This is a genomic window from Rhodoferax sp. EU05-FHT12H12 (genome assembly GCF_058791215.1).
In genome coordinates this window covers 196,776-214,601 of the sequence record NZ_JBYTDI010000003.1, presented here as the reverse complement: position 1 = coordinate 214,601, position 17,826 = coordinate 196,776, and the positions used below count along the sequence as shown (strand labels likewise).

17 protein-coding genes are annotated in these 17,826 nt (G+C 64.5%); 3 read left to right on the top strand and 14 right to left on the bottom strand.

What is annotated here, in order from left to right:
• Nucleotides 1–40 precede the first annotated feature (40 nt).
• The 8 genes from AC3WS7_RS10400 to AC3WS7_RS10365 all read right to left on the bottom strand — a co-directional run bounded on the left by AC3WS7_RS10400 (nucleotide 41) and on the right by AC3WS7_RS10365 (nucleotide 9,664).
• Entirely contained in the window at nucleotides 41–1,696 is a 1,656-nt protein-coding gene (locus AC3WS7_RS10400) for an MFS transporter (RefSeq protein WP_296472539.1), read from the bottom strand.
• Between the two features lie 168 nt (nucleotides 1,697–1,864).
• Nucleotides 1,865–2,521: a 2-hydroxychromene-2-carboxylate isomerase gene (locus tag AC3WS7_RS10395; RefSeq protein ID WP_296472538.1), complete on the bottom strand. Its 657-nt coding sequence runs from the start codon at nucleotides 2,519–2,521 to the stop codon at nucleotides 1,865–1,867.
• Between the two features lie 24 nt (nucleotides 2,522–2,545).
• A complete protein-coding gene (locus AC3WS7_RS10390) occupies nucleotides 2,546–3,313 on the bottom strand; it encodes a YbaK/EbsC family protein (protein WP_492656294.1) in 768 nt (255 codons plus the stop codon).
• An 8-nt stretch (nucleotides 3,314–3,321) separates the two neighbouring features.
• The gene (locus AC3WS7_RS10385) at nucleotides 3,322–4,230 is read right to left on the bottom strand and encodes a hydroxymethylglutaryl-CoA lyase (RefSeq protein WP_492656293.1); all 909 of its coding nucleotides are present in this window, start codon (nucleotides 4,228–4,230) and stop codon (nucleotides 3,322–3,324) included.
• Between the two features lie 17 nt (nucleotides 4,231–4,247).
• The gene (locus tag AC3WS7_RS10380) at nucleotides 4,248–5,177 is read right to left on the bottom strand and encodes a 2-hydroxyacid dehydrogenase (RefSeq protein ID WP_492656292.1); all 930 of its coding nucleotides are present in this window, start codon (nucleotides 5,175–5,177) and stop codon (nucleotides 4,248–4,250) included.
• A 45-nt stretch (nucleotides 5,178–5,222) separates the two neighbouring features.
• The gene (locus AC3WS7_RS10375) at nucleotides 5,223–7,247 is read right to left on the bottom strand and encodes an acetyl/propionyl/methylcrotonyl-CoA carboxylase subunit alpha (RefSeq protein WP_492656291.1); all 2,025 of its coding nucleotides are present in this window, start codon (nucleotides 7,245–7,247) and stop codon (nucleotides 5,223–5,225) included.
• An 18-nt stretch (nucleotides 7,248–7,265) separates the two neighbouring features.
• Nucleotides 7,266–8,045 carry an enoyl-CoA hydratase/isomerase family protein gene (locus AC3WS7_RS10370; RefSeq protein WP_492656290.1) on the bottom strand — a complete coding sequence of 260 codons (780 nt, stop codon included), beginning with the start codon at nucleotides 8,043–8,045 and terminating at the stop codon, nucleotides 7,266–7,268.
• Between the two features lie 11 nt (nucleotides 8,046–8,056).
• Nucleotides 8,057–9,664, bottom strand: a complete 1,608-nt coding sequence (locus AC3WS7_RS10365) for a carboxyl transferase domain-containing protein (protein WP_492656289.1) — start codon at nucleotides 9,662–9,664, stop codon at nucleotides 8,057–8,059.
• A gap of 122 nt (nucleotides 9,665–9,786) precedes the next feature.
• Here AC3WS7_RS10365 and AC3WS7_RS10360 point away from each other — a divergent pair, with 122 nt between their 5' ends.
• From AC3WS7_RS10360 to AC3WS7_RS10350, 3 genes are read left to right on the top strand one after another with little or no spacing between them, the layout of a single operon-like run.
• Nucleotides 9,787–10,809 (top strand): AraC family transcriptional regulator, encoded by a 1,023-nt coding sequence (locus tag AC3WS7_RS10360; RefSeq protein WP_492656288.1) that lies wholly within the window; start codon nucleotides 9,787–9,789, stop codon nucleotides 10,807–10,809.
• 52 nt (nucleotides 10,810–10,861) lie between these two features.
• Nucleotides 10,862–12,490, top strand: coding sequence for an AMP-binding protein (locus AC3WS7_RS10355; protein ID WP_492656287.1), 1,629 nt, complete (start codon nucleotides 10,862–10,864; stop codon nucleotides 12,488–12,490).
• 12 nt (nucleotides 12,491–12,502) lie between these two features.
• Complete coding sequence (locus tag AC3WS7_RS10350) at nucleotides 12,503–13,171, top strand: glutathione S-transferase family protein (protein ID WP_492656286.1); 669 nt, start codon at nucleotides 12,503–12,505, stop codon at nucleotides 13,169–13,171.
• 7 nt (nucleotides 13,172–13,178) lie between these two features.
• Here AC3WS7_RS10350 and AC3WS7_RS10345 read toward each other — a convergent pair whose 3' ends face one another.
• Genes AC3WS7_RS10345 through AC3WS7_RS10320 form a run of 6 tightly spaced genes read right to left on the bottom strand, consistent with a single transcriptional unit; the run spans nucleotide 13,179 to nucleotide 17,813 of the window.
• Nucleotides 13,179–13,853, bottom strand: a complete 675-nt coding sequence (locus AC3WS7_RS10345; RefSeq protein WP_492656285.1) for an HAD family hydrolase — start codon at nucleotides 13,851–13,853, stop codon at nucleotides 13,179–13,181.
• A complete protein-coding gene (locus tag AC3WS7_RS10340) occupies nucleotides 13,850–14,266 on the bottom strand; it encodes a YchJ family protein (protein ID WP_492656284.1) in 417 nt (138 codons plus the stop codon). The genes AC3WS7_RS10345 and AC3WS7_RS10340 overlap by 4 nt, the downstream gene beginning before the upstream one ends.
• A complete protein-coding gene (locus AC3WS7_RS10335; protein WP_492656283.1) occupies nucleotides 14,266–14,688 on the bottom strand; it encodes a rhodanese-like domain-containing protein in 423 nt (140 codons plus the stop codon). The genes AC3WS7_RS10340 and AC3WS7_RS10335 overlap by 1 nt, the downstream gene beginning before the upstream one ends.
• A gap of 11 nt (nucleotides 14,689–14,699) precedes the next feature.
• Nucleotides 14,700–15,731, bottom strand: coding sequence for an amidohydrolase family protein (locus tag AC3WS7_RS10330; RefSeq protein WP_492656282.1), 1,032 nt, complete (start codon nucleotides 15,729–15,731; stop codon nucleotides 14,700–14,702).
• Between the two features lie 23 nt (nucleotides 15,732–15,754).
• On the bottom strand, nucleotides 15,755–16,675 hold the full coding sequence (locus AC3WS7_RS10325) for an MBL fold metallo-hydrolase (protein WP_492656281.1): 921 nt from the start codon (nucleotides 16,673–16,675) through the stop codon (nucleotides 15,755–15,757).
• Nucleotides 16,676–16,682: 7 nt separating this feature from the next.
• Nucleotides 16,683–17,813 (bottom strand): acyl-CoA dehydrogenase family protein, encoded by a 1,131-nt coding sequence (locus AC3WS7_RS10320; protein ID WP_492656280.1) that lies wholly within the window; start codon nucleotides 17,811–17,813, stop codon nucleotides 16,683–16,685.
• Nucleotides 17,814–17,826: the final 13 nt, after the last annotated feature.

The window sequence follows — 17,826 nt, the reverse complement described above, 5'->3', positions numbered from 1 at the left end:
CACACGGGCCGGGGCGCTAACTCAACTTCGCTCGAAACTTTTAGTCGTTGGCGTAGATGTCCACGTCTTTGGTTTCCTTGATGAACAAGCCACCGATCACCACAGTTGCACCGGCAATGACGATGGGGTACCACAGACCGTTGTACATGTTGCCTGTCTGGGCCACGATGGCGAAGGCCGTGGTGGGCAGCAAGCCGCCGAACCAGCCGTTACCGATGTGGTAGGGCAAGCTCATGGAGGTGTAGCGAATGCGGGTCGGGAACATTTCCACCAACATGGCGGCAATAGGACCGTACACCATGGTCACCAGGATCACCAAGTAAGTCAGGATGATGATGACCTTGACCTTGTCGAACTTGGCCATGTCAGCCTTGGCAGGGTAGCCAGCGGTCTTCAGGGCTTCGTTCAGGGCCTTGTTGAATTCGGCAGCCTTGGCAGCGCCTTCTTCCTTGCTCAAGCCTTTGGAGGTGTAACCGGGGATCACGGTAGTGCCCACGGACACGGTTGCAGGCGTACCTGCAGCGGCCACAGCGTTGTCGTAGCTCACCGAACGACCAGCCAGACCTTGTTTGGCAATGTCGCAGGAGCTGATGAACTTCACAGTACCGGTGGGGTTGAACTGGAACGAGCATTCAGCAGGGTCTGCGGTCACAACCACTTTGTTGGCAGCTTGTGCAGCAGCCAGATCAGGGTTGGCAGCTTTGGTCAGCGCTTCGAACACGGGGAAGTAGGTCACCGCGGCCAACAAGCAACCAGCCAAGATGATGGGCTTGCGGCCAATCTTGTCCGACAGCGAACCGAAGACGATGAAGAACGGTGTGCCGATGATCAGCGAGATGGCCACCATGATGTTGGCGGTAGCACCGTCCACCTTCAACGCTTGCGTCAGGAAGAACAGGGCATAGAACTGGCCGGAGTACCAGACCACGGCTTGACCGGCAGTCAAACCGATCAGGGCCAGGATCACGATCTTCAGGTTTTTCCACTGGCCGAAAGATTCGGACAACGGTGCCTTGGAGGTCTTGCCTTCGGCCTTCATTTTGGCGAAAGCGGGGGACTCGTTCATGCTCAAACGGATGTAGACCGACACGGCCAACAAGAGAATGGACACGATGAACGGAACGCGCCAGCCCCAATCGGCAAACGCGGCTTCACCAATGATGGAACGGGTACCCAGAATCACCATCAGGGACAAGAACAGGCCCAAAGTGGCGGTGGTCTGGATCCAGGAGGTGTAGGCACCACGTTTGCCATGGGGGGCGTGTTCAGCCACGTAAGTCGCAGCACCGCCGTACTCACCACCCAAAGCCAGGCCTTGCAGCATACGCAAGGCGATCAGGATCACGGGGGCCGCGACGCCGATGGTGGCGTAGTTCGGCAGGATACCCACGATGAATGTGGACAAACCCATGATCAAGATGGTCACCAGGAAGGTGTACTTGCGACCGATCATGTCACCCAAACGGCCGAAGAAAATGGCACCGAAGGGACGCACGATGAAACCTGCAGCAAACGCCAGCAAGGCAAAGATGAAGGCGGAGCCTTCGTCCAGACCGCTGAAGAATTGCTTGGCAATGATGGCTGCCAAAGAACCGTACAGGTAGAAGTCGTACCACTCAAAAACGGTGCCGAGCGAGGAAGCGAAGATAACTTTCTTCTCTTCCTGCGACATCGGCCGTGGGGCTGCTGTTGCCATAGTGTGTGTCTCCAATTGTTGTAGAGCCTCCGACATGGAGGTTGAACGTATTCTTGGAGTGCGCACTGACCCTGCTCTGACGCGAAACCAACGCTGGCTTGCGCAGAACTGACGGCCCTCTGACGGTTTAGGGTCTAACCCTTAACCGTCATTTCACATCGCGGCAATTCAGCGGGGGCGCACGGGTATACCCGATGGCCACCCTTGCACGCAGTTCCAGCGCGTGTCAGCGTCGCTACCGGCCAGGCTGGTGTCACCTTCCAGGTAGGCGCGCAGCATGGGCAGCGCATCCAGGCCCCAAAACACCTTGCCATCCACCTCAAAGCTGGGCACGCCAAACACCTCCTGCGCAATGGCTTCGTCGGCGTGGGCCTTGAGCTGGGCTTTCACGGCATCGCTGCCCGGGTCTTGCACGGGAGCCAGGGCTTGGGTCACTTCGGCCAGGCGCTGCGGGTTCGCAGCATCGGCCCCGCCCACCCACACATGGTGAAACAGGGTTTCGCAGACATAACGGTTGGGCAGGCCTTGCGCATCGCTGGCCACGGCCAGGCGCAACAGGCCCAGGGGGTTGAAGGGATGTGCGGCCGGAAAATCCAACGGCACACCGTTGCGCTGCGCCAGCCACTGCACGTGGCGGTAGATCCAGTGGCGCTTAGGCGGCACCTCGGCCGGGCCCAGCACCGCATTGTGCTTGAGCAGCCCCCCCAGAAACACCGGCTTGTAGCGCACGCTGTAGCTCAAGCCCTGCAGCGCGTGCGGCAGTTCCTCAAACGCCAGGTAGGCATAAGGCGAAATGAAGTCCAGGTAAAACGTGATCTGTTTCATGGGGGCCTTGGTGTGGCAGCGGGTTCAGGCAAACGCGCCGGGGTGGGTCTGGCGCAGGCGCTCGGTGATGTGGCCCCACATTGCCTTCTTGGCCGCGTCATCGCTGCGGCCCCACTCCCGGATCTCGTCGATGGTGCGAAAGCAGCCTTCGCACAGGCCACTGCCCGTGTCCATGCGGCACACGTTCACACAAGGACTGGGCACATTTTCGGCCACAGCGCTTATGGACAGTGCACGAGCAGCTAGCGTTTTGATAGCATTTTCACGCGCCATCGTGTCCAGCGCATCCTCTTCCTCGGGCACTTCCACCACATCCGCCACTGGCGCACCAGTCAGCACCACCAAGTGCTGCGGATGCAGCTTGAACACCCCGTGCGGGTGCCCGGCCGCCGCCCACACCTCGTCAAAGCGGAACAGCTCGCGGTCGATCAGCGTCACCCCCGGCATGGCATGCGCCACCGGGCTCACCCCGCCAATGCTGAAACCGGTGCGCTCTTTCACAAACGCCGCGTTGGCCCGACCCAAGGGCCCCACCAGCGCAGCCACCTTGGCCTCGTCCACGCGGCGGTCGCCCGAGGTCACCACCAGCACCGCCACATCGTCCTCGATGCGCTTGAAGATGATGCTCTTGGCAATCTGGCCCACGGCCACGCCCAGCGCATCGGCCGCCTGCTGCGCGGTGCGCGCGGCACCGTCCAGCATCACCGGGCTGTGCGGGTGGTTTTTCTCTTGCAGGGCCGCAGCGACACGCTGTACGCCTTCAGGTAGTTCTATCAATTCAGCTCCACACATGGTGTTGTTTATCCGAGGCGCTTGGTCAGCAATGCATTGGCGGCGCGGGAATGCGGCTTGCGCTGCAAAAAGTCGCTGATGAATTGGCCTGCGTCGATCAGCTTGTCCAGGTCAATGCCGGTCTCAATGCCCATGCCGTGCAGCAGGTAGACCACGTCCTCCGTGGCCACATTGCCGGTCGCGCCCTTGGCATAGGGGCAGCCGCCCAGCCCGGCCGACGAGGTGTCGAAGTGCCAGATCCCCATTTCCAGGCAGGCCAGCGTGTTGGCCAGCGCCATGCCGTAGGTGTCGTGGAAGTGGCCCGAGACTTCGTCCACGCTGTAGTACTGCAGCGCCGCGTCCAGCGCGCGTTGCACCTTGAGCGGCGTGCCCACACCAATCGTGTCGGCCACGCCCACATGCTCCACACCAATGTCTTTCATGAGCCGCGCCACCAGAGCCACACGCTCGGGCGCAATCTCGCCCTCGTAGGGGCAGCCCACGGCGCAGGAGATGGCGCCGCGCACCGCAATGCCCGCCGCCTTGGCCGCTTGCGCCACGGGGCGGAAGCGCTCGATGCTTTCCTCGATCGAGCAGTTGATGTTCTTCTGGCTGAAGGCCTCGCTGGCCGCACCAAACACCACAATCTCGTCGGGCTTGGACAGCACAGCCGCCTCGTAGCCCTTCATATTCGGTGTGAGCACCGAGTAGCGCACACCAGGCTTGCGCTGGATGCCCGCCATGACTTCCGCGTTATCCGCCATCTGCGGCACCCACTTGGGGCTGACAAAGCTGGTGACTTCAATTTCCTTGAGGCCCGCATCCTGCAGGCGGTGCACCAGCTCCACCTTCACGGCGGCCGGTACGGCTTGCTTCTCGTTCTGCAGGCCGTCGCGCGGGCCTACGTCGATGATGGTGACTTTGGAGGGGATGGACATGGTCTGTGTCTTTCGTTTTAGTAGCCACGCACCGCATCCACGCGGCCTGCCACGGCTTCGCCGCGCTGCAACGCGCCGATCTTGCTGGCAATCTGCGTGATGCTTTCGCTGCGCAGCGTGCGGGCGGAGGTATGCGGGGTGATGGTGATTTTGGGATGGTTCCAGAAGGCGTGGCCCGGCGGCAGCGGCTCCACGCGGAACACGTCCAGCGTGGCACCGGCAAGATGCCCGCCGTCAATGGCAGCCAGCAGATCGGCATCGACCACATGGGCGCCGCGCGCCACGTTGATGACATAGCCACCGGGACGAATCTTCGCCAGGCGTTGGGCATTGAGCAGGTTTTCGGTATCCAGGGTCAGCGGCAGCAGGCAAACCACGATGCGGCTGGCGGCCAGGAAGGCGACCAACTGGTCTTCGCCTGCAAAGCTGTGGATGCCGGGCACCGCCTTGGGTGAACGGCTCCAACCGTTCACCGGAAAGTCAAACTGCGCCACCGCCTTGGCCACACGCTCGCCCAACACGCCCAGGCCCAGCACCCCCACGGGGAAGTCCACGCGGCTGCGCGGCTTGCGGAAGGACCACTTGCCCTGGCCCATGTCGACCTCGTACCCATCGAGTTCACGGAAGTGACGAATGACGGCGTGGCACACGTACTCGGCCATCTGCACCGACATGCCGGCGTCGTCCAGCCGGATCACCGGCACACCTGCCGGCAGGTTCAGCTTCATCAGCGCATCCACGCCCGCACCGGTGTTGAAGATCGCTTTGAGACCCGGCTGCTCGTCCAGCAGCTGCTGGGGCGGCTTCCACACCACCGCGAAATCCGCCTGCGGCGCACCAGGCTCCCACAGGGTGACCGAGGCACCGGGCAAGGCCGCTTGCAGGCCGGGAATCCAGGAGGCCGCATCCATGTCGGCCGAGTAGTAGGTAACGTTCAAAGAAGGCATGCGGGGATTTTCGCCGCTTTGCAAAGCCCCTTCCCCGTCCGCGTTTCAGGCCGCTACGTCCAGGCGCAGCAATTCGGCCCCTTCGGTCACCTGGTCGCCGGGCGCAAACAGCAGCTCGGCCACGGTGCCATCGGCGGGCGCAGCAATGGTGTGCTCCATCTTCATGGCTTCCATCACCGCCAGCGCCTGGCCCTTGGTCACCGCGTCGCCCGCCTTCACCGCAAACGACACCACCTTGCCTGGCATGGGTGCGGTCAGGCGGCCACCCTCGGCATGGGTTTCCCCGGCATGCGCCAGTGCGTCAACTGCTACGATTTGTATAGCGCCTTGCGCAGTGAATACGTGGGCTACATCGCCATTTCTATAGATATGGGCCAATACCCGCTGCGCGCCGAGCTGCAAGTCCAGCGCGCCCGTGGCGCTTACGGCCCACTGCAGCGGCAAGGTCTGCCCCGCCACGGCCAGCGTGGTGCCGCCGCGCACGGTGGTCAGCACCGCGGTGTGGGGTTCGCCGGCGTACTCCAGCGCAAAACCGCGCACCGACGGACCATGTGAACGCCAGCCGTCGCGCTGCGCCCAGGGGTCGCGCCAGCCGGCCGTGTCGGTCTGCGCGCCGTGGTCCTGCTCTGCCTGCAACGTGTGCGCCACCAGAGCCGCGGCGGCCAGCGGCAGACCCAGCTTGTCCTGGTTGAACAGGGCTGCGGCTTCGCGTGGAATCAGCGCCGTGTCCAGATTCGCCTGGGCGAACGACGCGCTGGTGGTCACATGGCGCAGGAACTGCACATTGGTCGCCAGCCCCACGATGTGGGTCTGCGCCAGCGCGGCATCCATGCGCGCCAAAGCTTCGTCACGCGTGGCGCCATGCACGATGAGTTTGGCCACCATGGAGTCGTAGAACGGGCTGATGGTGTCGCCCTGGCGCACGCCGGAGTCCACCCGTGTGCCATGGCTAGCCCGCTCAAAGGTCACATGCGCGGGCAGGCCGTAGACCTGCAGCGTGCCGGTGGCGGGCAAGAAATTGTTGTCGGGGTTCTCGGCGCAGATGCGCGCCTCGATCGCGTGGCCGTGAATCTTCAGTTCACTTTGTCGCAGCGGCAGCGGTTCGCCCGATGCCACACGCAGCTGCCACTCCACCAGGTCTTGCCCGGTGATGGCTTCCGTCACCGGATGCTCCACCTGCAGGCGGGTGTTCATCTCCATGAAGAAAAAGGTCATGGCGCCGTCGGGCTTTTGCTCGACGATGAATTCGACGGTACCGGCGCCCACGTAATTCACCGCACGCGCCGCAGCGACGGCGGCTTCACCCATCTGCTGGCGGAAGGCCTCCGTCATGCCCGGTGCGGGCGCCTCTTCCAGCACCTTCTGGTGACGGCGCTGTACCGAGCAGTCGCGCTCGAACAGGTAGACGTAGTTGCCCAGCGTGTCGCCAAACACCTGGATCTCGATATGGCGTGGGCGCTGCACATACTTCTCGATCAGCACCGCGTCATCGCCAAAGCTGTTGATGGCTTCGCGCTTGCACGACGCCAGCGCGGCGGCAAAGTCCTCCGCCTTGTCCACCGCGCGCATGCCCTTACCGCCACCGCCTGCGCTGGCCTTGATGAGCACGGGGTAGCCAATACGATCGGCCTCGCGCTGCAACAGCGTGGGGTCCTGGTCCTTGCCGTGGTAGCCAGGTACCAGGGGCACGCCGGCTTTCTCCATGAGCTGCTTGGACTCAGCCTTCAGCCCCATCGCCAGGATGGCAGATGCGGGCGGTCCAATAAAGACCAACCCCGCCGTGGCGCAGGCTTGCGCGAACTCTTCGTTCTCGCTCAAAAAACCGTAGCCCGGGTGGATGGCCTGGGCGCCCGTCGATTTGGCGGCTTCAATGATCTTCTCCCAACGCAGGTAGCTGTCTTTGGGCGTGCTGCCGCCAATGTGCACCGCCTCGTCACAGGCAGCCACGTGCTTGGCAGAGGCATCCGCATCGGAATACACGGCGACGGTTTTGATAGCGAGTCGCGCAGCCGTAGCGGCCACGCGGCAAGCAATCTCTCCCCGATTGGCAATCAGAATTTTGGTGAACATGTTGTTTTCCTCGGGTACTCAGACCAGCCAGTTCGGCTTGCGTTTTTGCAGGAAGGACTGGACGCCCTCCTTGCCTTCGCTGCTGCTGCGGATGTCGGCAATGCCTTCCACGGTGTGGGCAATCAGGGTGCCATCGATCTCGCGTCCGGCCACGGTCTGCACCAGCTCTTTGCAGCTGCGCACGGCATTCGGACTGGCGTTGACCAGTGCTTTCACCAGTTCGGCCACCTTGGCGTCCAGCTGCTCGGCAGACACCACCTCGTGCACAAAACCGATGCGCAGCGCCTCCTGCGCGCTGAAGCGTTCGGCCGTCAAAAAGTAGCGGTGTGCAGCGCGCGCGCCCATGGCTCGGATGACATAAGGGCTGATGGTGGCGGGAATCAGGCCCAGCTTGACCTCGCTGAGGCAAAAGCCCGCGCTGTCGACGGCCACCGCCATGTCACACGCGGCCACCAGGCCCATGCCACCGGCCACCACATCGCCCTGGATGCGCGCAATGGTGGGCTTGGGGCAGGCGTACATCACACGCAGCATCTCGGCCAGCTTGGCGGCGTCCGCCAGGTTCTCGGCACGCGTGTAGTCGGCCATGCGGCGCATCCAGTTCAGGTCGGCGCCCGCACAGAAGGCGGGGCCCTCAGAAGCCAGCACCACGGCGCGTGTCTCGGCGCTCGCTGCTGCAGTCTGGAAGGCTTGGGTCAGTTCGGCAATCACCTCGTCGTTGAAGGCGTTGCGCACCTCGGGGCGGTTCAGCGTGATTGTGAGCAGCGGGCCGGTGTGGGTCAGGGTCAGTGCGGTCATGGCGCAATCCCTTACATGCGGAAGACACCGAACTTGGTGTCTTCAATCGGCGCGTTGAGTGCGGCGCTCAGGCCCAGGGCCAGCACACGGCGCGTGTCGGCGGGGTCGATCACGCCGTCGTCCCACAGGCGGGCGCTGGCGTAGTAAGGGTGGCCTTGCTCGTCGTACTGGCGGCGGATCGGCGCCTTGAAGGCCTCTTCCTCCTCCATGCTCCAGGCGCCGCCCTTGCCTTCAATGCCGTCGCGCTTGACGGTGGCGAGCACACTGGCCGCCTGCTCGCCGCCCATGACGCTGATGCGCGCGTTGGGCCACATCCACAAAAAACGCGGGCTGTAGGCACGGCCGCACATGCCGTAGTTGCCGGCGCCAAAACTGCCGCCGATGATGATGGTGAACTTGGGCACCTTGGCGGTGGCCACGGCGGTCACCATCTTGGCGCCGTTGCGGGCGATACCCTCGTTCTCATACTTGCGGCCCACCATGAAGCCGGTGATGTTCTGCAGGAAGACCAGCGGGATCTTGCGCTGGCAGCACAGCTCGATGAAGTGCGCGCCCTTGAGGGCCGATTCGCTGAACAAAATGCCGTTGTTGGCGATGATGCCCACGGCCATGCCCTCGATGTGGGCAAAGCCGCAAACCAGCGTGGCGCCATAACGCGGCTTGAACTCGTGGAACTCGCTGCCATCCACGATGCGGGCGATGATTTCGCGCACATCAAAGGGCTTGCGCGTATCGGTGGGGATCACTCCGTACAACTCATCCGCTACATATTTAGGAGCTATTGGCGCAAGCGTGGCAAGGGCTGGAGGCTTCTTTTTATTCAAATGCGCCACCGCCTGGCGGGCCAGGGCAATGGCGTGCAGGTCGTTCTGCGCCAGGTGGTCCGCCACGCCGCTAAGCCGCGTGTGCACATCGCCACCGCCCAGGTCTTCGGCCGTCACCACCTCGCCGGTGGCTGCCTTTACCAGCGGTGGGCCGCCCAAAAAGATGGTGCCCTGGTTCTTGACGATGATGGTCTCGTCGCTCATGGCGGGCACATAGGCGCCACCTGCGGTGCAGCTGCCCATGACCACGGCAATCTGCGCAATGCCCTGCGCGCTCATATTGGCTTGGTTGAAGAAGATGCGGCCAAAGTGGTCGCGGTCGGGGAACACCTCGTCCTGGTTGGGCAGGTTGGCGCCGCCGCTGTCCACCAGGTAGATGCAAGTGAGGTTGTTTTGCGCCGCGATCTCCTGCGCGCGCAAATGCTTTTTGACCGACAGCGGGTAGTAGGTGCCGCCCTTCACGGTGGCGTCGTTGCACACAACCATGCAGTCCACCCCACTCACACGGCCAATGCCGGCCACGATGCCGGCGCCCGGCGCCGCGTTGTCGTAGACGTTGAGCGCGGCCAGCGGTGCCAGCTCCAGAAACGGCGTGCCGGGGTCCAGCAGCATGGCCACGCGGTCGCGCGGCAGCAGCTTGCCGCGTGCCACATGTTTGGCACGGGCCGCCTCTCCGCCGCCTTCGGCAATACGGGCCACCTGGGCCTGCAAGTCGTCGACCAGGGCGCGCATGGCGCTGGCGTTGGCCGCAAAGTCGGCCGAGCGGGGGTTGAGCTGGGATTCCAGAATCGTCATGGGCGCATCCGGTCAGGGGTTGGACAGTCAGCAGGCATTGTGCGTCCGCCGCTCCGCGGGCGGGACGCCACCGAGGTTGCAAATCCTGCCACAGCCTTCGCATTTTTTGGCACACTGCAGGCATGCCACGCCCCAGCCCCGTTGCCGCCACCCCCATGGCCTTTGTCCAAGCCATTGTGGCGGCCTATGCGCGTTATGGCCTGGACCCGGCCAGCACCCTGACCCAGGCACAGATTGCGCCAGAGCAGGTGCTGCAAAACCATGCCCGCATCACGGCCTGGCAGATGGAGCGCATTTCGGACCTCGCCATGCGCGAACTGGACGACGAGGCGCTGGGCTGGTTCAGCCGCCGCCTGCCCTGGGGCAGCTACGGCATGCTGGCGCGTGCCTCCATCAGCGCGCCCACGCTGGCACTGGCCGTCAAGCGCTGGTGCCGCCACCATGGCCTGATTGCCGACGACATCACGCTCACGCTGCAGACCAGCGGCACCACGGCCAGCATCCTGATTGCTGAAAACCGCGACCTGGGGGCGCTGCGCGAGTTCTGCCTGGTTTCGGTGCTGCGCAACATCCACGGCCTGGCCTGCTGGCTGGTGGACTCGCGCATTCCGCTCTTGCACGCACAGTTCCCGTTTGCGGCCCCGGCGCATGCCGAGGCCTACCAGGTGCTGTTTTCGGGCCCGACCCGCTTCGGGCAAGCGCAGGCCGCTATCAGTTTTGATGTGCAGTACCTGCAGCTGCCACTGCGGCGCGACGAAAAGGCCCTGCAGCAGATGCTGCAGCACGCCCTGCCCTTGACGGTGTTGCAGTACCGGCGCGACCGCCTGCTGGTGCAGCGCGTGCGCCAGCTGCTGGGCGCCCAGCCGCAGGATACGCACGGTGCCGAGGCGCTGGCCGCGCTCTTGCATGTGTCTCCGCGTACGCTGCACCGCCAGCTCAAGGAAGAAGGCGCCACGCTGCAGGCCCTGAAAGACGAGGTGCGCCAGAGCCGCGCCACCGAACTGCTGCTGCGCACCCAGCGCCCCATCAAGCAGGTGGCCGAGGCGGCGGGTTTTCAGAACGAGAAAAGTTTTATCCGCGCCTTCAAGGGCTGGACCGGCCAGTCCCCCGCCGAGTTCCGCCGCAGCGCCACGCCGCTGGCGTGATTTGTGGCCTTGTTGGCGCACGCTGCGCCACAGCGCTCCATAGACTCAGCCCATGATTGAGATTGACGACGCAACCACCATAGGCCAGGCCTTTTTTGCGGCCTGCGCGCGCTACGCCACCCACAGCCTGCTGGCGGTGCCCGCCAACCCGGCACGCGCCTACGACCCCGAAGGCCGCGAGATCACGTATGCCGAGGCCGCCGACACCGTGCGTGGATTGATGGCACAGTACCGCGCCGCGGGTTATGGCCTGGGCCACCGCGTGGGCCTGTTGTTGGAGAGCCGGCCGGAACACATGTTGCACAAGCTGGCACTCAACAGCCTGGGCGTGTGCTGCGTGCCCATCAACCCCGACTACCGCCCGCGCGAACTGGCCTACCTAGTGGACCATGCGCGCGTGGACCTGGTCGTGGTGCTGGCCAGCCGCCTGGAGACCGTGCAGGCTGCCCTGGCGATAAGCCAGCACCAGCCACCGGTGTGCGTGCTGGAGGCACTGGCAGACGCGCCCTTGCCCACCCCAGCCACACCGCCCCAGGCCGGAGAACCGGTGGGCGACACACCCGCCAGCATCCTCTACACCTCGGGCACCACGGGCCAGCCCAAGGGCTGCGTGCTGTCCCACACCTACGAGCTGGCCGCCGGCCACTGGTACGCCCACCAGGGCGGGCTGGGCACCGTGCGCGAGGGGCAGGAACGCCTCTACAACCCGCTGCCGCTGTTCCATGTGAACGCGTCCATCCTGTCCTTCTATTGCATGTTGCTGAGCGGTGGCTGCCAGGTGCAGACCGACCGCTTCCAGCCCAGCCGCTGGTGGGCCGAGGTGGTGCAAAGCCGCGCCACCATCGTGCACTACCTGGGTGTGGTGGTGCCCATGCTGCTGAACCAGCCCGAAAGCCCGCTGGAGCGCGCCCACTGCGTGCGCTTTGGTTATGGCGCAGGCGTGGAGCCGCAACTGCATGCCACGTTTGAAGCCCGCTATGGCTTCCCCTTGCTGGAACTGTGGGGCATGACCGAGATGGTGCGCCCGCTGTGCGATTGCCACGCACCGCGCCAGGTGGGCACACGCGCCTTTGGCCGTGCCCGCCCCGGCCTGGACGCCTGCGTGATGGACGAGGCGGGGCAGGTGCTGCCCGATGGCACGCCGGGAGAGCTGGTCATCCGCCACAGCGCGGCCACGCCGCGGCGCCATTTCTTCAGCGGCTACCTGGACAACCCCGAGGCCACGGCCGACGCCTGGCGCGGCGGCTGGTTCCATACCGGCGATGTGGTGCAGCGGGGGGAAGACGGCATGTTTCACTTCATGGACCGGCGCAAGAACATCATCCGCCGCTCGGGCGAAAACATTGCCGCAGCCGAGGTGGAGGCGCTGCTGCTGACGCACCCGCTGGTGGCCAACGCCGCCGTCATGGCGCTGCCCGATGAGGTGCGCGAGGAAGAGGTGCTGGCCTGCGTGGTGCTCAAACCAGCGCAGGGGCAGGAGACCGCCGACACCGCGCGCGCCCTGTTCGACTTTTGCCACCAGCAACTGGCCTATTACAAGGCACCGGGCTGGCTCTGGTTTGCGCCCGAGATCCCCACCACCGGCACGCAGAAGATCCAGAAGCACCGCATCTTCCCCGAAGGTAGCGACCCGCGCACCCTGCCCGGCATGCACGACCTGCGCGCCCTCAAGAAACGCTAGAAAGCCACCACCATGCTTGTTTTGCACCACTGCGTCAGCGCACGTTCCCTACGGCCCCTGTGGATGCTGGAGGAATTGGGTCTGCCCTACGAATTGCGCATGCTGCCCTTTCCGCCCCGCGCCCTGGCGCGTGACTACTTGCAGGAGAACCCGCTGGGTACGGTGCCGCTGCTGGTGGACGGCGCCACGCGCATGACCGAGTCCGCCGCCATGTGCCAGTACCTGGCGGCACGCCATAGCGCGGGCCAGCTCGATGTGCCAATGGACGATGCGGCGTTTGGCACCTACCTGAACTGGCTGCACATGAGTGACGCCACGCTGACCTTCCCGCAGACCCTGGTACTGCGCTACACCCACTTCGAGCCGCCCGAACGCCTGCAACCGCAGGTGGCGACCGACTATGCGCGCTGGTTTCTGGCGCGCCTGCGTGCGGTGGACACCGCGCTGCAGCACGCGGACTACCTGTGTGCGAACCGATTCACTGCAGCCGATGTGGCCGTGGGGTATGCGCTGCTCTTGGCCCAGCACCTAGGCTTGTCTGCACAGTTCTCGCCCACCGTTGCCGCCTACTGGCAGCGCCTGCAGGCGCGCCCTGCCTACCTGCGCACACTGCAAATACAGCAGCAAGCGGCACGGGACCAGGGTGTGCCCACCACGCCCTCGCCCGACATCCGCCCCTGATACAGGTTCAGGCGGGCTGGCGCAAATCTGCGCCCAGCAGGCAGGCGTGCAGGGCGTCCATATGCGTGAACACCTGGTGGGCGCCAGCCTGGCGCAGCACATCCCCCTGCCCTGCCGGCGCATAGGCAAACACCGTGGCGCCAGCGGCCACACCCGCCGCTATGCCGGTCACGGTGTCTTCCACCACGGCGCAACGCTTGGGGTCTGCGCCCAGGGCGGCCGCGGCGGCCAGGTAGACATCGGGGTGCGGTTTGGAGCGTGGCATCTCGTGCCCGCTGAACACCCGTCCATCAAAGTAGGGCCACAGGCCCACCTTCTGCAACTGCATCTCCACCTTGATGCGGTCGGCCCCCGAAGCACAGGCAATGCGCCCCTGCACGCTGGCGTGCACCGCAACCACGGCAGGCACGGCACCGGCAATGGCGACCACCTGCGCATCCAGTGCCGCATTGCGCCGGGCACGAAAAGAAACCATCCACTCAGGGGTCAGTGGCTTGCCTGTTTCTGCCTCAATGCGGGCGCGCTCATCGATCACCGCTTTGCCCACAAAAATGTCCATACATTCCTGTACGCTCAGCCGCCAGCCCTGTTCGGCCAGCATGTCACGCAGCACACCGTTGGTAATCGGCTCGCTGTCCACCAGCACACCATCGCAGTCGAACAACACAGCATCAAACTTCACAGGGCATCTCCATCCACGTACAGCCAGTGGCCGTCTTCCAATACAAATCGGCTGCGCTCGTGCAGGCGCACGGCGGGGCCACTGAGCGGTTTTTGGCGCGCCACAAACTCCACCTGCGCATGCGTCGCGTCCTGCACCGTATGGCTGCGCACCTCCAGCCCCAGCCATCTGACGCCAGGGTCGAATTCGATGCTGGCCGGGCGGTGGCTGGCATGCCAAGTCATGAGCAGGTAAGGGGCGCGCTCCAGGGCAAAGGCGCTGTAGCGGCTGCGCATCAGGCTTTCGGCATCGGGCGCGGGGGTGTCGGTGTCCAGCCAGCGGCCACAACAGGCGCCGTAGGCGAGGGCTTTCTTCTGGTGCAGCCTGCCGCATGGGCAGGCGGAATTGATCTCACAAGGTTTCATGCCCGCCATCATGCCTTGGCGGCGCGGCGGGCTTTCTGCTGGTCCAGCGTTTCAGTGGGGCCCCCTGCCTGCAGCCAGCCCTCCCAGCCGCCGTCCATATGGGCCACGTTGGCCATGCCCATGTCCTGCAGTGTCTTGGCGGCCAGCGCGCTGCGCCAGCCCAGGCCACAGAACAGGATGAATTCCTTGTGTTCGTCGGCAAACAGCTTCTTGTGGTACGGCGACGCGGGGTCCACCCAGAATTCGAGCATGCCGCGCGGCGCATGGAAGGCCCCTACCACCGTGCCGGCGTCCAGCTCGCGGATATCGCGAATGTCCACCAACTGCACGCGCGGGCTCTCCAGCTTGGCCAGCACTTCAGCCACGCTGTAGGTGGTGACCTGCGCCATGGCGGCGTCCACCAGCGCGCGAAATCCTTTGGTGATGGGCATGGTGCGGGTCCTCAGGGTTCAAGTTTGTAAATCCGGACAGCGTTCTGAAACGCCACTTTGCGCGCCACGTCAGGAGGCAAGGCCGCCAAGACCATCAGGATGCCCTGGCGCTGGGTGGCAGAGCGCTCTGCAAAAATGCGCGCGGCGGGGCCACCCTGGGCCTTGTCGGCCACCAGAAAACTGTCACTGCCCATGACAAAACGATCGGCATATTTCTGCACCACCGCCATCCACTCCGGATTGAGTTTGCCCCGGCCTTGCAACATCACCCCAGCTTGCATGCCGCGGGGGCGCAGGCTCATGTACAGATTCGGATGCCGCTCCAGCATGGCGGCTGCGAGCCGCGGGGTGAAGTCACCCAGCATGTCGTTGCCACCGGCATGGGCCCACACGATCCGGGCCTTGCGGTTGTAGGCCAGGAGCCGCTCAAAGGCTTCGAAATTGGGCGCAAACTCGGCAGGGTTGTTGGGTGATGTCAGCTCTGCAGGTTTGGCCATTCTGGCCAGCACCGGGTCGAAATGGACATCCAGCACCAGATCGTATTGGGCCACCACATCCACAAGGGTTTTGACCAAACCGTCGTCGGCGGGAATCGCCTCATAGGCATGCAAATCGTTCAGCGAGAGGTGGTGCAAGGCGATTTCACCGAAGCCCTTGACGCCACTCTGCGCGGACTGCTCCGCCAGGGCCCGGAAGGCGGCGACTTTCTCCGGCGGGACTTTGCCTTCGTGGATCTGGTGCATCAGAGGATTCAGGGAGTTGCCGCCCGCCATGACGGCAAACTGCTTGCCGTCCGCCGCCAACTCGCGCTGTACCGCCAGGAAATCGGACCCCGCCATATTGGGCCGCGGCTGCGAGGACACCACCATCATGCGCATGTTCTCTGCCTGCATGAGGGTCCTGGCTTTGGCCACCAGCTCGGCAGTGCTGGAGGCATCGTCCATGGTGAAGTGAAAGTGGGTGTCTATCCACTCCACCGATTGGGCCCGGGCACCGCCCCAACACAGCAGCATTGCGGCAAAGCAGAACAATCGGCATCGCATCGGCAGTACCTCCAGAATGTGGTTCAACCAGCGTTGTACACCACGCCATCTTGCACGTGAGCAGCCCCCGAGCGCACGAGGTCTTGCACCAGTTGACCCGCCGCGGCTTCAAAAGCCTGCCCCGCAAAGTGCGTGGCCAGCATGGTCGCAAAGTAAGGCGTGCCGCGGGCCCAGCCCAGCAGCGTGTCCATCTCCAGGTGCTGGGCCTCCAGCAGCTTGAACTTGAGCAACACTTTGGCCGCGTATTGCAGATGCTTGGCCGGGTTCTGCACAAAGCCGTTGAGCCGCTGGCGTGCAAACGCGATCGCCGCGGGCGCATCGGCAAACGCGGTGCCGTGGCCAGGAATGACGGTGGCCGGGTTCAGCCGCTCAATCAGGTCCAGCGTGGCGGCCACCTCGTCAAACGCACCTTCGCCATCCAGCTCGGGGAACACCACGCCAAAGCCACGCTCCCACAGCGCATCGGCCGACACCAGGGTGCGGCTGGCAGGCTCGAACAGGATGACTGAATGCGGGTCGTGCCCCGGCGCGGCATGTACCTGCCACGGCAGGTCGCCCAGGCGCATCTCGGTACCGGGCTGCAGCGTGGCATCCAGCCGAAACGGTGGGCACTGCTGCCCCGTGGGTGTGTAGCTCAGTGCGTGCGCATCCCACACACGCACGTACTCGGCGTGGCCCGGCGGAATGTGGGTCTGCAGCGCCGGGTAGCGCACCTGCAGCGCGGCATTGCCACCGCAGTGGTCGCTGTGCAAATGGGTGTTGAGCAGCAAGTCCAGTGGGCGCCCCTGCAAAGCAGAGTCCACCAGCGCCAGCGTCTGCTCCGCATGGGTGCAGTAGCCGCTGTCGATGAGTACGGTACCGCCCTCGCCCTCGATCAGGACGTTGTTGCTGGAGAGCCAGCCCCGCTCGAAGAGGGTGACACCGGAAGGCAAGGTGACGGCCATGGGTACCTCAGCCCAGTGCGCGCTGGATGATGATCTTCTGCACGTCACTCGTGCCTTCGTAAATCTGGCAGACGCGCACATCGCGGTAGATGCGCTCCACCGGAAAGTCGCTCACGTAGCCGTAACCGCCCAGCGTCTGGATGGCGGTACTGCAGACCTTCTCCGCCATTTCACTGGCAAAGAGCTTGGCCATGGCGGCTTCCTTCAAACAGGGGCGACCCGCATCGCGCAGCGCGGCGGCGTGCCAGATCAATTGCCGCGCGGCCTCGATCTGCGTGGCGCATTCGGCCAAACGAAAACCCACCGCCTGGTGGTTGAAGATGGGCTGTCCAAAACTCTGGCGGTCCTTGGCGTAGGCCACGGCCACCTCGAAGGCGCTGCGCGCCATGCCCACGCTTTGCGCGGCGATGCCAATGCGCCCGCCCTCCAGCCCGCCCAAGGCAATGCCGTAACCCTCGCCCTCTTTGCCGATCAGGTTCTCTACGGGCACGCGGCAGTTGTCGAAGTTAATCTGCGCGGTATCACTGCTGTGCTGGCCCAGCTTGTCTTCCAGCCGCGCCACCACGTAGCCCGGCGCGTTGGTGGGCACCAGAAAGGCGCTCATACCCTTCTTGCCCGCACCCTTGTCGGTCACCGCGATGACGATGGCCACATCGCCATGCTTGCCGCTGGTGATGAACTGCTTTACGCCGTTGATGACGTACTCGTCGCCCTCTCGCACGGCGGTGGTTCTGAGCGAAGAAGCATCGCTGCCCACATGCGGCTCGGTCAGGCAGAAGGCACCCAACAGTTGGCCTTGCGCCAGCGGCTCCAGCCACTGCTGGTGCTGCTGCGCGTTGCCGTATTTCATGAGGATGGCGTTGACCGGGCAATTGGTCACACTGATCACCGTGCTGGTGCCACCATCGCCCGCAGCAATTTCTTCCAGCACCAGGGCCAGGGTCACGTAGTCCAGCCCCGCACCGCCCTGGTGTTCGGGTACGCAGATACCGTAGGCGCCCAGCGCGGCCAGGCCCTGGTGGGCGGCCTTGGGGAAGGTGTGGTCCTTGTCCCACTGGGGCGCGTGGGGCCAGAGTTCGGCCTGGGCGAAGGCACGTACGGCGTCGCGCACCATTTCCTGGTCTTGGGTCAGCAGCATGGGCTTGTCTCTC

Excerpts from the sequence above, each read along its gene's own strand:
- AC3WS7_RS10325 (WP_492656281.1), bottom strand. The coding sequence starts at position 16,675 with ATGGCCGTCACCTTGCCTTCCGGTGTCACCCTCTTCGAGCGGGGCTGG.
- AC3WS7_RS10335 (WP_492656283.1), bottom strand. The coding sequence starts at position 14,688 with ATGCCCATCACCAAAGGATTTCGCGCGCTGGTGGACGCCGCCATGGCG.
- AC3WS7_RS10330 (WP_492656282.1), bottom strand. The coding sequence starts at position 15,731 with ATGCGATGCCGATTGTTCTGCTTTGCCGCAATGCTGCTGTGTTGGGGC.
- AC3WS7_RS10350 (WP_492656286.1), top strand. The coding sequence starts at position 12,503 with ATGCTTGTTTTGCACCACTGCGTCAGCGCACGTTCCCTACGGCCCCTG.
- AC3WS7_RS10340 (WP_492656284.1), bottom strand. The coding sequence starts at position 14,266 with ATGGCGGGCATGAAACCTTGTGAGATCAATTCCGCCTGCCCATGCGGC.
- AC3WS7_RS10395 (WP_296472538.1), bottom strand. The coding sequence starts at position 2,521 with ATGAAACAGATCACGTTTTACCTGGACTTCATTTCGCCTTATGCCTAC.
- AC3WS7_RS10380 (WP_492656292.1), bottom strand. The coding sequence starts at position 5,177 with ATGCCTTCTTTGAACGTTACCTACTACTCGGCCGACATGGATGCGGCC.
- AC3WS7_RS10385 (WP_492656293.1), bottom strand. The coding sequence starts at position 4,230 with ATGTCCATCCCCTCCAAAGTCACCATCATCGACGTAGGCCCGCGCGAC.
- AC3WS7_RS10320 (WP_492656280.1), bottom strand. The coding sequence starts at position 17,813 with ATGCTGCTGACCCAAGACCAGGAAATGGTGCGCGACGCCGTACGTGCC.
- AC3WS7_RS10360 (WP_492656288.1), top strand. The coding sequence starts at position 9,787 with ATGCCACGCCCCAGCCCCGTTGCCGCCACCCCCATGGCCTTTGTCCAA.
- AC3WS7_RS10355 (WP_492656287.1), top strand. The coding sequence starts at position 10,862 with ATGATTGAGATTGACGACGCAACCACCATAGGCCAGGCCTTTTTTGCG.
- AC3WS7_RS10390 (WP_492656294.1), bottom strand. The coding sequence starts at position 3,313 with ATGTGTGGAGCTGAATTGATAGAACTACCTGAAGGCGTACAGCGTGTC.
- AC3WS7_RS10400 (WP_296472539.1), bottom strand. The coding sequence starts at position 1,696 with ATGGCAACAGCAGCCCCACGGCCGATGTCGCAGGAAGAGAAGAAAGTT.
- AC3WS7_RS10370 (WP_492656290.1), bottom strand. The coding sequence starts at position 8,045 with ATGACCGCACTGACCCTGACCCACACCGGCCCGCTGCTCACAATCACG.
- AC3WS7_RS10365 (WP_492656289.1), bottom strand. The coding sequence starts at position 9,664 with ATGACGATTCTGGAATCCCAGCTCAACCCCCGCTCGGCCGACTTTGCG.
- AC3WS7_RS10375 (WP_492656291.1), bottom strand. The coding sequence starts at position 7,247 with ATGTTCACCAAAATTCTGATTGCCAATCGGGGAGAGATTGCTTGCCGC.